The sequence below is a fragment of the Paracoccus sediminilitoris genome (assembly GCF_003259195.1).
In the GTDB taxonomy this organism is placed as follows: domain Bacteria; phylum Pseudomonadota; class Alphaproteobacteria; order Rhodobacterales; family Rhodobacteraceae; genus Paracoccus; species Paracoccus sediminilitoris.
This window is the reverse complement of sequence record NZ_QJPK01000004.1, coordinates 76,334-91,066: the sequence shown is the minus strand read 5'-3', so window position 1 is coordinate 91,066 and position 14,733 is coordinate 76,334. Positions and strand designations below refer to the sequence as shown.

16 protein-coding genes are annotated in these 14,733 nt (G+C 65.9%); 9 read left to right on the top strand and 7 right to left on the bottom strand.

The genetic code is table 11. The features are described 5' to 3' along the window. Positions 1 to 10: 10 nt before the first annotated feature. The 5 genes from DKT70_RS06975 to DKT70_RS06955 are packed head-to-tail and all read right to left on the bottom strand — an operon-like array spanning position 11 to position 2,091. The gene (locus DKT70_RS06975; protein WP_072295731.1) at positions 11 to 727 is read right to left on the bottom strand and encodes a flagellar hook-basal body complex protein; all 717 of its coding nucleotides are present in this window, start codon (positions 725 to 727) and stop codon (positions 11 to 13) included. 4 nt (positions 728 to 731) lie between these two features. Beyond that, positions 732 to 998 carry a flagellar biosynthetic protein FliQ gene (locus tag DKT70_RS06970; protein WP_111558464.1) on the bottom strand — a complete coding sequence of 89 codons (267 nt, stop codon included), beginning with the start codon at positions 996 to 998 and terminating at the stop codon, positions 732 to 734. Then, entirely contained in the window at positions 998 to 1,282 is a 285-nt protein-coding gene (gene fliE, locus DKT70_RS06965; RefSeq protein WP_072295733.1) for a flagellar hook-basal body complex protein FliE, read from the bottom strand. The genes DKT70_RS06970 and fliE overlap by 1 nt, the downstream gene beginning before the upstream one ends. A gap of 14 nt (positions 1,283 to 1,296) precedes the next feature. Beyond that, positions 1,297 to 1,689 (bottom strand): flagellar basal body rod protein FlgC, encoded by a 393-nt coding sequence (flgC, locus tag DKT70_RS06960; RefSeq protein WP_111558463.1) that lies wholly within the window; start codon positions 1,687 to 1,689, stop codon positions 1,297 to 1,299. Positions 1,690 to 1,701: 12 nt separating this feature from the next. After that, on the bottom strand, positions 1,702 to 2,091 hold the full coding sequence (locus DKT70_RS06955; protein ID WP_111558462.1) for a FlgB family protein: 390 nt from the start codon (positions 2,089 to 2,091) through the stop codon (positions 1,702 to 1,704). 86 nt (positions 2,092 to 2,177) lie between these two features. Here DKT70_RS06955 and DKT70_RS06950 point away from each other — a divergent pair, with 86 nt between their 5' ends. Both DKT70_RS06950 and DKT70_RS06945 read left to right on the top strand, forming a co-directional pair. After that, positions 2,178 to 3,500 (top strand): FliI/YscN family ATPase, encoded by a 1,323-nt coding sequence (locus DKT70_RS06950; RefSeq protein ID WP_407672195.1) that lies wholly within the window; start codon positions 2,178 to 2,180, stop codon positions 3,498 to 3,500. Positions 3,501 to 3,619: 119 nt separating this feature from the next. Beyond that, positions 3,620 to 4,351: a Crp/Fnr family transcriptional regulator gene (locus DKT70_RS06945; protein WP_111558460.1), complete on the top strand. Its 732-nt coding sequence runs from the start codon at positions 3,620 to 3,622 to the stop codon at positions 4,349 to 4,351. A 1-nt stretch (position 4,352) separates the two neighbouring features. Here the strand turns inward: DKT70_RS06945 and DKT70_RS06940 are convergent, their stop codons facing one another. Together DKT70_RS06940 and DKT70_RS06935 are read right to left on the bottom strand one after the other, a co-directional pair. Continuing rightward, positions 4,353 to 5,102: an extensin-like domain-containing protein gene (locus tag DKT70_RS06940; RefSeq protein ID WP_111558459.1), complete on the bottom strand. Its 750-nt coding sequence runs from the start codon at positions 5,100 to 5,102 to the stop codon at positions 4,353 to 4,355. Beyond that, on the bottom strand, positions 5,099 to 6,394 hold the full coding sequence (locus tag DKT70_RS06935; protein ID WP_233490461.1) for a L,D-transpeptidase family protein: 1,296 nt from the start codon (positions 6,392 to 6,394) through the stop codon (positions 5,099 to 5,101). Before DKT70_RS06935 ends, DKT70_RS06940 begins: the two co-directional genes overlap by 4 nt. A 148-nt stretch (positions 6,395 to 6,542) precedes the next feature. Between DKT70_RS06935 and DKT70_RS06930 the strand changes: the two genes are divergently transcribed. From DKT70_RS06930 to DKT70_RS06900, 7 genes are read left to right on the top strand one after another with little or no spacing between them, the layout of a single operon-like run. After that, entirely contained in the window at positions 6,543 to 7,601 is a 1,059-nt protein-coding gene (locus DKT70_RS06930) for a C4-dicarboxylate TRAP transporter substrate-binding protein (RefSeq protein WP_111558457.1), read from the top strand. A 4-nt stretch (positions 7,602 to 7,605) separates the two neighbouring features. Continuing rightward, a complete protein-coding gene (locus tag DKT70_RS06925) occupies positions 7,606 to 8,112 on the top strand; it encodes a TRAP transporter small permease (protein WP_111558456.1) in 507 nt (168 codons plus the stop codon). Continuing rightward, the gene (locus DKT70_RS06920) at positions 8,112 to 9,440 is read left to right on the top strand and encodes a TRAP transporter large permease (RefSeq protein WP_111558455.1); all 1,329 of its coding nucleotides are present in this window, start codon (positions 8,112 to 8,114) and stop codon (positions 9,438 to 9,440) included. Before DKT70_RS06925 ends, DKT70_RS06920 begins: the two co-directional genes overlap by 1 nt. Positions 9,441 to 9,444: 4 nt before the next feature. Next, on the top strand, positions 9,445 to 10,272 hold the full coding sequence (locus DKT70_RS06915; RefSeq protein WP_111558454.1) for an IclR family transcriptional regulator: 828 nt from the start codon (positions 9,445 to 9,447) through the stop codon (positions 10,270 to 10,272). 10 nt (positions 10,273 to 10,282) lie between these two features. Next, complete coding sequence (locus DKT70_RS06910; RefSeq protein ID WP_407672194.1) at positions 10,283 to 12,373, top strand: FAD-dependent oxidoreductase; 2,091 nt, start codon at positions 10,283 to 10,285, stop codon at positions 12,371 to 12,373. Beyond that, the gene (locus DKT70_RS06905; protein ID WP_111558452.1) at positions 12,370 to 13,545 is read left to right on the top strand and encodes an acetyl-CoA C-acyltransferase; all 1,176 of its coding nucleotides are present in this window, start codon (positions 12,370 to 12,372) and stop codon (positions 13,543 to 13,545) included. Before DKT70_RS06910 ends, DKT70_RS06905 begins: the two co-directional genes overlap by 4 nt. Continuing rightward, positions 13,545 to 14,732, top strand: coding sequence for an acyl-CoA dehydrogenase family protein (locus tag DKT70_RS06900; protein WP_111558451.1), 1,188 nt, complete (start codon positions 13,545 to 13,547; stop codon positions 14,730 to 14,732). Before DKT70_RS06905 ends, DKT70_RS06900 begins: the two co-directional genes overlap by 1 nt. The last annotated feature ends 1 nt before the right edge of the window (position 14,733 follow it).

Genomic DNA, 14,733 nt, shown 5'->3' with positions numbered 1-14,733 from the left:
GGCTGGTTCCTTATCGGGTCATCGAGGTGATCGCGCTGCGGATGCGCTGATCTTCGCGGTCAAGGAAGGACTGGCCCAGCTCGTATGCGCGCTGGACCTCGATCATGCGGGTGATCTCCATGATCGGGTCGACGTTGGACTCCTCCAGGAAACCCTGCCGGATGCGGGGCTCCTCGGTGGGTTGCGGGTCGCCTTGGACGCTGAACAGCGTACCGCCCGCCTGGGTGGGCGTTTCGCCTTCGGGCGCCGCGAAGACCCCGATGCGACCAAAGGGCAGACCGTTCGACGACAGCGTGCCGTCCGCCCCGATCGACACCGAACTGGCCCCTGCGGGCAGGATGATCGGCGCTTGGCCTTCGTCCAGCAGGCGGTTGCCGTCGGCATTCATCAATTCGCCCTCGGGGCCGGGCATGAAGGCCCCGGCGCGGGTCAGGCGGATGCCTTCGGGGGTCTCGACCATGAAGAAGCCGTCGCCCTCGATCGCCAGGTCCAGGTTGTTGTTCGTCTGCGTCAGCACGCCCTGGTTCAGGTCCAGCATCCGTCCGCGGGCATCGGCCATGGACAGCGTGCCGCCCTGACGGTCCAGCGCCGACAGGTGTTCGGCAAAGATCACCCCCTCGCGGCGAAAGCCGGTGGTGCTGGCATTGGCGATGTTGTTGGCCACGACGCGCATTTCGCGCATCAGGCCGGATTGGCGGGTCAGGCTGGCATAGATGGCGTTGTCCATGGCGTCAGCTTTCCGCGATCAGGGGGATGATCTGCCCCAGGTAGAAATCCGACAGCGCCGTGGTCATGAAGCTCATCGAGACCCAGAACACGACCAGCATCAGCCCCACCTTGGGCACGAAGGTCAGCGTCATCTCCTGGATCGAGGTCAGCGCCTGAAAGAGGCCGATCACCACGCCCGCGATCAGCGCCACCCCCAGAAGCGGGGCCGAGATCCGCACTGCGATCAGCAGCGCCTGCCGCAGCATGTCGAAAAGAATGGTTTCCGGCATCACACGGGCATCCGCAGGATTTCCTGATAGGCCTCGACGACCTTGTCGCGGATGGCCACGACCGTCTCCATGGCCATCTGCGCCTCGGCGATGGTCTGGACCAGCTGGTGGGTGTTGACCTGGCCGGTCATCGCGCCCGTGGCGACCTGGTCGACCTGGTCCATGTGGGCGGCGAAATCCTGCGCCATCTGGCCCAGCTTGGCGGTGCCCGATGCCTGCCCGTCAGGGGCCACGGCGCTGCGGGCGGCGGAATATGCGTTGGCGGCGTTCAATCCGGAAATCATCTGCTGTTGCCTTTCTAGCGACGGAGGATGTCAAGCAGCGCGCTGCCCATCTGGCGGCTCTGTTCGAACATGCGAAGGTTGGCTTCGTAACTGCGACCGGCCTCGCGGCTGTCGGCGATCTCGATGACGACATCGACGTTCGAGCCTTGGAAATAGCCCTGTTCATCGGCCATCGGATGGCTGGGGTCGTGGATCTTGGGCAGCGGGGTCTGGTCCAGCTGCAGGCGACCTGCCTGAACCTCGCCCGTGGGGCGGCCGAAATCGGTGGCCTGTTCAAAGGTGACAAGCTTGCGGCGATAGCCGGGCGTGTCGGCATTGGCCATGTTTTCGGCCGTGTGGCGCATGCGTTCGCTTTGCGCGCGCATGCCGGATGCCGCAAGGCGCAGCGCGCTGATCTGTTCGGTCATGATTTCGTTCCCTTATCGGCGGCCAAGGCTGGTCCGCATCAGGTCCAGCGCGGACCGATAGATGCCAAGCGACAGGTCGTTGTCCCGCTTGATCTCGGCGGCGCGGACCATCTCCTCCTCCAGCGACACGGTGTTGCCGTTGGGGGATGCCTGCTGGCCGGTATCGACGACACGCCCCGCCTGCAGCGCCCATTCGGGGCTGGGCAGATGGCGCGGGCTGGTGACCCGCAGATCCCCGCCCAGGGACGCCTGACGATAGCTTTCGTCGAAATCCTGCATGTCGGCGGCCCGATATCCGGGCGTGTCCGCATTGGCGATGTTGCGCGCCACCACAAGCTGGCGCTGCGACACGTGTTGGCCCATGGCATGGACCATCCGCATCATTTCGATCTTCTCAAACATGAGGCTTCTCCTCATTCACGATAAACCCGGTCTTAACCCCGATTCCTTTAGAAACCCTTTCATGAGGACGAAAAGATCGGGGTGAAGTGATGGACAGGTTGGAATCGATTGCGGGGCGCCTGGCGCGGATGCGGCTGGTCACCCATTACGGGCGGGTCCAGTCGATCCGCGCGGGCCTGATCCGGGTCGAGGGTCTGAACGGCTGCGCCTCGCTTGGGGACCGGGTGGCGATCACGCTGAGCGCCGACACCCTGACCGGAGAGATCGTGGGCCTGGCCCCGGACCATGCCGAGGTGCTGCCCGAAGGCGGCACCGAGGGTCTGTCGGTCGGCGCGCAGGTCGAATTGCTGCACGCGCCGCGCATCGCGCCCTGCGATGCCTGGGTGGGGCGCATCGTCGATCCGCTTGGCCGGCCGCTGGACGGTCGCCCGCTGCCGCAGGGTGTGCAGGAACGCGGGTTTCGCACCGATGCCCCGCCCGCCGTCACTCGCAAGCGGCTTGGTGCGCGGCTGGACACGGGGCTGGCGGTCTTTGACACGCTGCTGCCCTTGGTGGCGGGACAGCGCGTGGGTTTGTTTGCGGGGTCGGGGGTGGGGAAATCGACGCTGCTGTCGATGATGGCCAAGGGGGTTCAGGCGGATGTCGTGGTCATCGCCATGATCGGCGAAAGGGGCCGCGAATTGCGGGAATTCGTCGAAAAGACGATGGGCCCCGAAGGCATGAAGCGCGCCGTCATCGTGGCTGCCACGTCGGATCAGTCACCGCTGCTGCGCCGCCGCTGCGCCTGGGCCGCCATGAGCGTGGCCGAACATTTCCGCGACCAGGGCAAGCATGTGCTGTTCCTGGCCGACAGCATCACCCGCTTTGCCGAAGCGCATCGCGAGATCGCGCTGGCTGCGGGCGAACCGGCCAGCTTCCGCGGCTTTCCGCCCTCGGTCTCGGGGCTGATCATGGGTCTGGCCGAACGGTCCGGCCCCGGTCCCGAAGGCGCGGGCGACATCACCGGCATCTTCAGCGTCCTTGTCGCGGGGTCCGACATGGAGGAACCGGTGGCCGACATCCTGCGCGGCACGCTGGACGGGCACGTGGTCCTGGACCGGGCCATCGCGGAACGTGGCCGCTTTCCCGCCGTCGATGTCGTCAGATCGGTGTCGCGATCCCTGCCGGATGCCGCCAGCGCACCGGAAAACGCGTTGATCATGCGGGCGCGCGCGGCCCTTGGCGCCTATGCCGAATCCGAGCTGATGATTCGCGCCGGTCTTTATGCGCCGGGTTCGGACCCCAAACTGGACGAGGCCGTCCGGCTGTTCCCCAAATTGGACGATTTCACGACGAAGAAAACTGCTACGGTCGCCGAAAGCTTCACCGCGCTGGAACTGGCCCTGCGCCAAGTGGGGCCAAGACGTTGAAACCAAACGCTGCGAAAACTGTTTAACTGCTTAATCATTGTTAAACATCATGCGGGAGCTATTGCGCGCAGAATCGCGATTTGCAAGTGTCCCGAAGCCTTGGAAAGGAGGTGGGTAAAATGGCGATCACTGAATATTTTATCCGTTTTCTTCAAAGACGTGACACCCTTTCCCCGCGCGATCTGGAGTGGCTGCGCGCCGTTCCGACCCAGCATGCCAGCTTTGCACCGGGCGAGGTCATCGTTCCCGCCGATCGGTCCGCCACACGCAGCTGCATGATGCTGCGCGGTCTTTCGGCGCGGTCCCACAGTTTGGTCGGTCGCCCCAAGGAACGGGTCATTACCGCCTTGCACGTTCCGGGGGATTTCGTCGACCTGCACGGCTTCGTGCTGGCGGGCCTTGAGCATGCTGTCGTCGCTGTCGGTTCGGTCGAGGTCGAGTTCATCGATCATTCCGAACTGGTCGAGATGACCGAGAATTTTCCCCACCTGACGCGGCTTTTGTGGATGGCGACGCTGATCGACGCGGCGATCCACCGGCAATGGCTGGTGGCAGCGGCCTCGCTGCGCTCAAGCGCCCATCTGGCCCATCTGCTGTGCGAGATCTATACCCGCCTGAACGCCGTGGGCGCGGCCAGCGATTATCAGTTCTCCTTGAATCTGCTGCAGCGGGAACTGGCGGATATTCTGGGATATTCGCCCATTCACGTGAACCGGGCGGTGCGCGATCTGCGCGACCGGAACCTGATCCGTTGGTCGGGGGCGGACATCACCATCCTCGACTGGCAGGGTCTGGCCAGCCTGGCGCGGTTTGATCCCACCTATCTGGATCTGGAACGCCAGAGCCGCTGATCTATTCGCAAAGCCGCCAGCCGCCGTTGCGCGACGCAAGGTCAAGGTGCAGGTGGTTGTCATGGGCGGCATTCGCGCCCGGTCCCAGCACCGTCGTGAACAGCAGACAGGCGGTGCCGCGCGCGGCGCGCTGAAAGCTTTCCTCTTGGCTGCCGCTGTCGGTGCGCGGTTCGACCGTAATCACCGATCCGTCGTCGAATTCGAAACCTGCGATGTCTATGGCGCTGCCATAGGCGTGTTCCGACTGCTTGGGCTGGTCGGCGCCGGTGCCGATCCTGGCACGACAGTTATATCCGGGTCCGGTCTGGATACCGCTGAGGCGCGGCGCATCATCCAGCAAGGCGGCGGCAGGGCGCAGAAAGTCGCGCGTCCAGAACCCCAAGGCCCGCGCGGTGTCGCAGCGCATCACCGGCTCTCCGGACAGGGGAACGCCGGGGATGATCTGCCGCACCTGCAGCGGGCGCGCCATGCCGCAATCGGGGTCATCGGCGTCACTCTGCGGCGGCAGCAGGGTATAGCTGGTGCCCAAAAGCGCAAGCGCCAGGCGGCAGGCGGCGAAGTCCTGATCGTCCTCGGTCGCGCCCACCCCGTCCGGCGTTGCGGATGGCGGGGCGGGCGGGCCCTGCATCTGTCCGGTCGTGACGGGCGGGGTGGGGCGCAGCGGCGGGCGTTCATCCTGCGCCGCCGCCCCCGCCGCCCAGGCCATGACCGCAAGGGTCAGGGCCGGCGTCAGGACCGCCTTGCTCCTCACGGCTGGGGCTCGGACACGGGCGGCACGACGAAGCCTTGGGGCAGAACCTCGTCCAGGGCATCGGTCAGGGGATCGCCTGCGGGCGCCTCAGGCTCGGGTGCCGCATCGGTGGGCGTGGCCGGGGCGGGCAGGGTCGTCGCCTCGGGGGCGGTGGCGGCGGCCGGTGCCGTCGGGTCCGGCAGAGCCAGCGGTTCGGCGGGTTGTGGCAGCGTCGGTTCGGTCGTGCCCTCGGGCATGGCGATGTCGGCGACCGGCGGCGTCGTGGCCCCCGAAGCGCCCGTGACATCCGCGATGGTCACGCCCGGTTCCAGAAACTCGACCGAGGTGCCGCCGATGCGGACCATGCCGGCCAGTTCCTGGGCGTCCCAGTTGGTCAGGCGGACGCAGCCGCTGGACTGGTTGCTGAACAGTTGCGACGGGGTCGGGGTGCCGTGGATGCCATAGGTCGGCTTGGTCAGGCCAATCCAGACAGTACCCACGGGACCGTTCGGCCCCGGCGGCACGATCAGCGGCTTGTCATTGCCGGCCTGCCTGAAGTTGACGTCCGGGTTGTAGGTATAGTTCGGGTTCAGCGCCACGGTCTTCACATTATGCGACCCCGCGGGCGACGGCGTGGCAGTTGATCCGATGGTGGCGGGATAATCCACGACCATGCGGCCATTGGCGTCATAACCGGCCACGCGGCGGTTGGCCTTGTCGATGATGATGCGGGCGACCTGGCCGCGAATCGGGCTGTTGGGGGCCATGACCTGAATGGTCGATCCGGGAACCAAGGGCACGCCGGGGTTCAGAAACTGGATAAATTTTTCATCCATGTGAAAACGCTCGCCCAGGCGTTCGGCCACGCTGGTATGGGCCATCGCCGCCATCTGCGCCTTTTCGGCATAGTCGGTGGGGATGGCATCGACCAGCCCTTCGGCGTCTTCGGGGGTGATGACATAGGTCTGGGTCACGGGGCGCGTGGCAAAGGCCTGCAGCAGGTTCCAGACATGCGGGTCCATCACGCCGTCCTGGGGCAGTCCCGTGCGCCGTTCGAATGCCTTGATCGCGCTCTGGCTCATGCCGCCCTTGAAACCGTCGATCACGCCAGGCGACGTGCCCGAACGGTCCAGCAGAATCTGCACCTTGGCGGTCAGCGGTGTCCGCCCGCGGGGCAGGTCGCCGCCGCCATATTGCGCGGCTTCGATCTGGGCCGCGTCGAAGGGGGTGTCGTCCTGGGCCAAAGCTGGGCCTGCCGGGGCCATTGCGGTCAGCAGGGCCATCGCAAGGAAGGTGGCGCGGTGCGGGGTCATCTGAAAGCTCCGATCATGCAGCATGCAACATCAGCCATTAGGCGAAAGACCGCCAGATACATTGCTGCTCACGTTTCGGTCAATTCGGGATTGCGTTCCGCACTGCGGAATGGCAGCCTGCATATTGAAACAGGGAGGAGGTTTCACGATGACCACGCAGTCTTGCAAGACGGCGCTGATGGCAGCTGGGCTGACCTTGGCGCTCGCCGCTCCGTCATTTGCCGAAAAGGTTCTGATCTATGGCGAACCGGGTCCGAACCGCGGCGCGCGCGCCGAGGCAACGCAATGGTTCGCCGACCAGGTGGCCGAACAATCCGGCGGCGACCTGCGGCTGGACATCAACTGGGGGGGCGCGCTGTTTTCCGAAAAGGCGGCCGTTCAGTCGCTGCGCGACGGCGTGGCCGATCTGGGCAGCGTCATCGGCGTCTATTTCCCGCAGGACATGGTCGCCTATGGCATCGCCGACCTGCCGATGAACAATCCCGACCCTTGGGTGGGCATGAAGGCCACCGACGATCTGATGCGCAACAACGAATCGATCAAGGCGAACCTGGCCGCGCAGAACCTGGTCTATGTCGGGACCTACACCACCTCGGCGGTTCAGATGGGCTGCAAGGGCCCGGCCGTGAAGACGGTCGACGACATCGCGGGCAAGAAGGTCCGCGGTGTCGGCGCCTATGGCCAGACCTTCCGCGACATGGGGGCCAACCTGGTCGACATGTCCGTCTATGAGGCCTACCAGGGTCTGGAAAGCGGGCTGATCGATTGCACGCAGACCTATTCCTATCTGGTCGCGGCGCTGAAATTCGACGAAGTCTTCGATAGCTATACCTTCATCGACTGGGGCCAGATCGGTGCCTTGGGCATCATGATGAACAAGTCGATGTTCGACGCCCTGACCCCCGAGGAGCAGGAGGTCATCATGACCGCCGGCGAGGGGCTGGCCGACGAATTTGGTCGCATCATCGGCCAGGCGAATGAAGAATCCATCAAGATCCTGGAAGACAAGGGCAAGGAAATCGTCCGCTTTTCCGACGAGGACCGCACAAAGCTGACCGAGGCAGGCCAGAAATACCTGGACGAATGGGCCGGGCGCGCCGACGCCGCAGGTCTGGACGGTCAGGCGCTGCTGCAGGAATATCAGGATCTGATCGCCAAATACGCCGCCGAGAAGGACGAACAGGGCTATCCCTGGGAACGCGGGTGATCCCATGAAACTGATCGAGCGGACCCTGTTGGACCTTGCAGTGCTGGCCCTTGTGTTGCTGGGCGGCGTCATCTTCGTGAACGTGGTGATGCGCGCGGCCTTCGGAACGGGTCTGCCCGATGCCATCATCATGGTGCGCGAACTGATGGTCGCGGCCGTGATGCTGCCCATGGCGGCGGCGACTGCCGCGCGCAGCCACGTCGCCGTCACCTTCCTGAGCGATCGCATGCCGCAGGCGGTGCAGGCGCGTCTGATCGTGCTGGGCCATCTTGTGGGCGTGCTGGCGCTGTTGCCGCTGATCTATGCGGCGCAACGGATGCTGGGCCAGACCTGGACGTCCGGGGAATTCTACTATGGCGACCTGAACCTGCCGCGCTGGCCGGGGCTGGCGCTGTTCTTTGCGGGGCTGGCGCTTATGTGGGTGCGGCTGGTCATCCTGCTGGTGGGCGACCTGCGGCAGGTCGCGACCACGGGGCGCATCGTGGACGCTGACGGACAAGAGGTGAACTGATGGATGCCATGACGATCGGCTTGGCCGCGCTTGCGCTGGTCCTGATCCTGCTGGCGATGCGGGTTCCCATCGCCTTCGTGCTGGCGGGGGTCGCCAGCCTTGGCACCTTCCTCGTCTATGCCACTCGCACCGGCGGCTGGTCGCCGGACCGGGCGCTGAACCCGACCAGTTCGGTCGTGCTGTCGAATTTCTTCGATCTGGTTCATTCCTATGACCTGTCGATGGTGCCGCTGTTCGTGGCGCTTGGGAATATCGCCTTCTATGCCGGGATCACGACGCGCATCTATGACGCGGCGGCGGTCTGGCTGCGGACGGTGCCGGGGGGCGTGGCGATGGCGTCGGTCCTGGGTTGCGGCGGGTTTTCTGCCATCTCGGGGTCGTCCATCGCCTGCGCATCGACCATGGGCCGCATCTGCGTCCCGGAAATGCTGCGCATGGGCTACGACCCGCGTCTGGCCACGTCATCGGTGGCGGTGGGCGGCACCTTGGGGTCGCTGATCCCGCCATCGGTGCTGTTCATCCTCTACGGCATCTTCACCGAGACCTCGATCGCGCAGCTGTTCCTGGCCGGGATCCTGCCGGGGCTGCTGTCGCTGGCCGGGATGCTGCTGGTCATCGCATGGTGGGTGTCGCGCGATCCGTCGGCCGCGCCGCGCGGATCGTCGGATGGCGCCAGCAAGACCGAGGCCGCGATCGCCGCGTGGCCCGCGCTGCTGCTGTTCGTCGTCATCGTCGGCGGCATCTATGGCGGCATCTTCACCGCGACCGAGGCCGCGGCCGTCTGCGTCGTGCTGACCACCGCCATCGGTTTCGCCCAACGCCGCCTGACCCTGGATGTGCTGTGGCGCGCCATCCGCGAAAGCCTGGTCCAGACCTCGGCCATCTTCCTGATCGCGGGGGCGGCCAAGATCTTCGTCAGCTTCGTGGCGCTGACCGGGGTCGCGGGCGCCGTCGTCGGCATGGTCGAGGATGCGCAGCTCTCTTATGTCATGCTGCTTTTCGTGATCGTGGTCATCTATCTGGTGCTGGGGATGTTCCTGGACCCGATCGGCATCATGGTCCTGACGCTGCCCTTCATGATCCCGCTGGTCGAGGGTTATGGCATGGACCTGATCTGGTTCGGCGTCATCGTCGTCAAGCTGCTGGAGATCGGGCTGATCACGCCACCTGTCGGGCTGAACGTCTTCGTCGTCAGCAACGTCACCAAGAATGTCGGCATCGACAAGATCTTTGCCGGGGTCAGCCGCTTCCTGCTGATCGATTTCGTGGTGCTGATCATCCTGCTGGCCTTCCCGATCATCTCGATCATCATCCCGGCCTCGATGTGACGACATGAGCGAACACCCCCGCCCCGACTACGCGGATGACCGCAACTTCGCCACGACGCTGGCGCGGGGGCTGTCGGTGCTGCGCGCCTTCCGGGCGGGGGATGACGGTCTGACCAATGCCCAGATCGCGGAACGCACGGGCCTGCCGAAATCGACCGTGTCGCGGCTGACCTTCACGCTGGGTTGCCTTGGCTACCTGACGCAGCCGCAGCGGGCCGACCGCTATCGCCCCGGGCCGACGCTGTTGGCGATGGGCCATGTCGCGGCGGCGTCGCTGTCCTTCCTGGACCCCGCCCATGACATGATGCAGGCGCTGGCCGACGAAACCGGGACGCTGGTCCTGTTCGCCGTGCGCGACCGCGACAAGATCGCGCTGATGCGGACCTGGCGTCCGCGCCGCGCGGCGTCCATCTGGCTCGAGGTCGGGCACCGGCTGCCCATCGGCGGGTCGTCCTCGGGGCTGGGTTGGCTGGGGGCCAGCACGCGCGAGGAATTCGCGGGGTTGCACGCCGATCACCCCGAACCGCCCTTGGATGGCGGCAGCCTGGCCGACCTGCGGATGGAAGGGCGCAGCCAGCTGATCGCCCAAGGCTATGCCGTGGTGCGCAACAACCTTCGCTATTCGCGCAACATCTCGGCGGTGGCGGTGCCCTTCCGGTCGTCGCGTCTGGCGGGACCGGTCACCTTTTCCTGCGGCGCACTGGACGATGTCCTGCCCGACGCCCGCATCCATGCCGAGGTCGGCCCGCTGCTGCGCGACGCCGTGACTCGGCTGCAACGTCTGATCGGACAGGAAGGGCATCCCGCCTGGTCTGGATCACCCAATGACTGAAGGAGGCCTCATGCCCGTGACCTATCACCGCGATGGCGCGGTCGGCGTCATCACCATTGCCAACCCGCCCGTGAACGCCATGTCCCATGCTGTCCGTGAAGGTCTGGCCACGGCCATCGACACCTTTGCCGGCGACGATCAGGCGCTGTCCGCGGTGCTGCTGTGCGATGGACGCACCTGGGTGGCGGGGGCCGATATCTCCGAATTTGGCAAGCGTCCGGTCGAACCCTATCTGCCCGACCTGATCAACCGGCTGGAGGCGGTGGATAAGCCCGTCGTCGCCGCGATCCACGGCACCGCCCTTGGCGGCGGTCTGGAACTGGCGCTTGGCGCCCATGCCCGCATCGCCGCACCCCAGGCCCGGATGGGCCTGCCCGAGGTGACGTTGGGCCTCTTGCCGGGCGCCGGTGGCACGCAGCGCCTGCCGCGCCTGACGGGCTTGGCCCCGGCGTTGGACATGGTCAGCTCGGCCCGCCAGGTCGCCGCCCCCGAGGCGCTTGATCTGGGCCTGATCGACCGCCTGTCGCAGGGCGACCTGACCGCCGATGCCATGGATCTGGCCCGCGAACTGGCCGGCACCGCGCCGCGCCGGACGGGTGACCTGCCGGCCCCCGCCAATGATCCGGCGCTGGTCGAACAGATCAAGGCCAAGCTGGCGCGCAAGGTCCCCGGACAGGTGGCGCAGGCCCGCGCCATCGATGCGGTGATCGAGGGTCTGGACCTGCCCTTGGCCAAAGGCATCGCGCAGGAACGCGCCAAGTTTCTGGAACTGATGCAGACCCCGCAGCGGGCCGCGATGATCCACGCCTTTTTCAGCGAACGCGCCGTGGCCCAACTGCCCGAGATCGCGGGCGTCACGCCGCGCGCCATCGACCGGATCGGCGTGATCGGCGGCGGCACGATGGGGGCGGGCATCGCCGTGTCGGCGCTGCTGGCCGGATTGGACGTCACGCTGGTCGAACGCGATGACGCGGCCGCGGAAAAGGCCGCCGAAGGCGTGGCCAAGATGCTGGAGGGCAGCGTCAAGCGTGGCAAGCTGAAGGCCGAGAAACGCGACGCGATCCTGTCGGGCCGCTTCCGCGCCGCGGGCGATTACGCCGCCCTGTCGCAGGCAGACCTGATCATCGAGGCCGTCTTCGAGAAGATGGAGGTCAAGGAGGAGGTCTTCACCCGCCTGGACGCCATCGCCAAGCCCGGCGCAATTCTGGCCACGAATACATCCTATCTGGACGTGAACCGCATCGCCGCCGTGACCGGCCGTCCGCAGGACGTGATCGGACTGCATTTCTTCTCCCCTGCCCATGTGATGCGTTTGCTGGAGGTGGTGGTCGCCGAAAAGACCGCCCCCGATGTCACCGCGACCGGCTTTGCCTTGGCCCGCAAGCTGAAGAAAATCGCCGTGCGCGCGGGCGTCTGCGACGGCTTCATCGGCAACCGCATTCTGTCGCATTACCGGGCGGCGGCGGATGCGATGGTGCTGGACGGGGCATCGCCCTATCAGATCGACCGCGCGCTGACCGATTTCGGCTTTGCGATGGGGCCCTATGCCGTGTCGGACCTTGCGGGGCTGGACATCGGCTATTTCACCCGCCAGCGGAAGGCGGCCGATCTGCATCCGCGCGACCGCGTGCCGGTCTTTGCCGATCGCCTGTACGAACAGGGCCGTCTGGGGCGGAAATCGGGGCAGGGTTACTACATTTATGATGCGGACAGCCCGAACGGGCGGCAGGACCCGGCGCTGGAGGATCTGCTGACGCAGGTCCGCGCCGATCTGGGCATCACGCCGCGCGATTTCACCGATGCAGAGATCGTGGCCCGTTACATGGCGGCGATGGTGAACGAATCCGCCCGCGTCGTGCAGGACGGCACCGCCCTGCGCCCGCTGGATGTCGATGTGGTGCTGCTGAACGGATACGGCTTTCCGCGCTGGCGCGGCGGCCCGCTGCATTGGGCCGACCGGCAGGGTCTGGCCAGCATCGTGGCCGATATCGAAGGCTTTGCCGAAACCGACGACCATTACTGGCAGGTGGCCCCCCTGCTGCGCGATCTGGCGCAGCGCGGTGGCAGCTTTGCCGAACTGAACGAAGGGAAACCCGCATGAAACAGCCGGTCATCGTCTCGACCGCCCGCACGCCCATCGGCAAGGCCGGGCGTGGAGCCTTCAACATGACCCACGGGGCCGTCATGGCGGGTGCCGTCGCGCGCGCCGTGGTGGACCGCGCGGGCATCGACCCCGCCCTGATCGAGGACAGCATCTGGGGCTGCGGCTATCCGGAATACGTGACGGGCGGCAATATCGCCCGTCAGGCCGTGATCCGCGCGGGCCTGCCCGACAGCGTCGCAGGCACGACTGTCAACCGCTTCTGCGCATCCGGCCTGCAGGCGCTGGCGATGGGCGCGCATATGGTCGCGCAGGAAGATGCGCGCGCCATTCTGGTCGGTGGCGTGGAAAGCATTTCCATGGTTCAGCCCCCCGTGCGCAATTCGCGCGAAGCCTGGATCGAGGCGAACCGCCCCGACCTCTATGTCACCATGATCGAGACCGCCGACAATGTCGCCGCGCGTTACGACATCAGCCGCCAGGCGCAGGACGAATATGCCGTCGAGTCGCAGGCCCGCACCGCCGCGGCGCAACAGGCCGGTATCTTCGACGATGAGATCATTCCGATGACCGTCACCAAGAAGGTCACCGACAAGGCCACCGGCGAAACCCGCGAGGAAGAGGTCACCATCTCTGCCGACGAAGGCAACCGGCCCGGCACCACGCTGGAGAACCTTGCCAAGCTTGAACCCGTGCGCGGGCCCGGCAACTTCATCACCGCAGGCAATGCCTCGCAGCTGTCGGACGGAGCGGCGGCGCTGCTGGTCATGGACGCCGATCTGGCGGCCGCCGAGGGGCTGACTCCGCTTGGTGCCTTCCGTGGTTTCGCGGTCGCAGGCTGCGCGCCCGATGAAATGGGCATCGGCCCGATCTTCGCCGTGCCGCGCCTGCTGGAACGCGCGGGCCTCAGCGTCGACGACATCGACCTTTGGGAACTGAACGAGGCTTTCGCCAGCCAGTGCCTCTATTGCCGCGACGTGCTGGGCATCGATCCGGCGAAATACAACGTCAATGGCGGGGCGATCTCGATCGGGCATCCCTTCGGCATGACGGGCGCGCGGGCCGCAGGGCACATCCTGCGCGAAGGCCAGCGTCGCCGCGCCAAATGGGGCGTTGTCACGATGTGTGTGGGCGGGGGCCAAGGCGCCGCCGGACTTGTGGAGTTCTTCTGATGGATATGCGTTTCACCCCCGACGAACAGGCTTTCGCCGCCGAGGTTCGCGATTTCCTGCAGGCCGAGCTGGACCCGGCGCTGGCCGAAAAGAACCGCCTGCACAAATCCCTGACCAAGGCCGAGATGGAAGGCTGGCACGCCAAGCTGCATTCCAAGGGCTGGCTGGCGGGCAACTGGCCGCGCGAATTCGGCGGCGCAGGCTGGACCGCCATCCAGCGCCACATCTTCGAGGAGGAATCCGCCAAGGCCCATGCCCCGCGCATCGTGCCCTTCGGCATCGCCATGCTGGGGCCGGTCCTGCAGAAATTCGGCAGCAAGGAACAGCAGGACTATTGGCTGCCGCGCATCCTGAACGGCGATGACTGGTGGTGCCAAGGCTATTCCGAACCTGGGGCGGGGTCGGACCTTGCGGGCCTGCGCTGTCGCGCGGAACGTCAGGGTGGCCATTACGTCGTCAACGGGCAGAAGACCTGGACCACGCTTGGCCAGCACGCCAACATGATCTTCTGCCTCGTGCGCACCTCGACCGAGGGCAAGAAGCAGGAAGGCATCAGCTTCCTGCTGATCGACATGGAAACGCCGGGTGTCAGCGTCCGTCCCATCGTGCTGCTGGACGGCACCGCCGAGGTGAACGAGGTCTTTTTCGACGACGTCAAGGTTCCGGTCGAAAACCTGGTCGGTACGGAAAACGAAGGCTGGACCTATGCCAAGTACCTGCTGACCCATGAACGCACCAATATCGCGGGCGTCGGTTTCGCGACGGCGGCGCTGGACAACCTGAAGCGTGTGGCCAAGGCGCAGACCCATCGCGGCAAGCCGCTGGACCAAGACCCGCTGTTCGCAGCTCAGATCGCCACTACGGAAATCGAGCTGATGGCCATGTCCACCACGAACCTGCGCATGTTGTCGGCCGCGGCTCAAGGGCAGGCACCGGGCGTCGAAAGCAGCATGCTCAAGATCAAGGGCACCCAGATTCGCCAGCAGCTGGATGCGCTGACGCGGCGCGCCTATGGCGGATGGGCGCAGGCCCTGCCGATGGAGACGGGCAATCAGGGCCAGCCGCTGGAGGCCGATGACGTCCTTTCGGCCACGGCCAGCTATCTGAACAACCGCAAGCTGTCGATCTATGGCGGCTCGAACGAGATCCAGCGCGGCATCATCGCCGGCACTCTGGCGAAAGGATAAG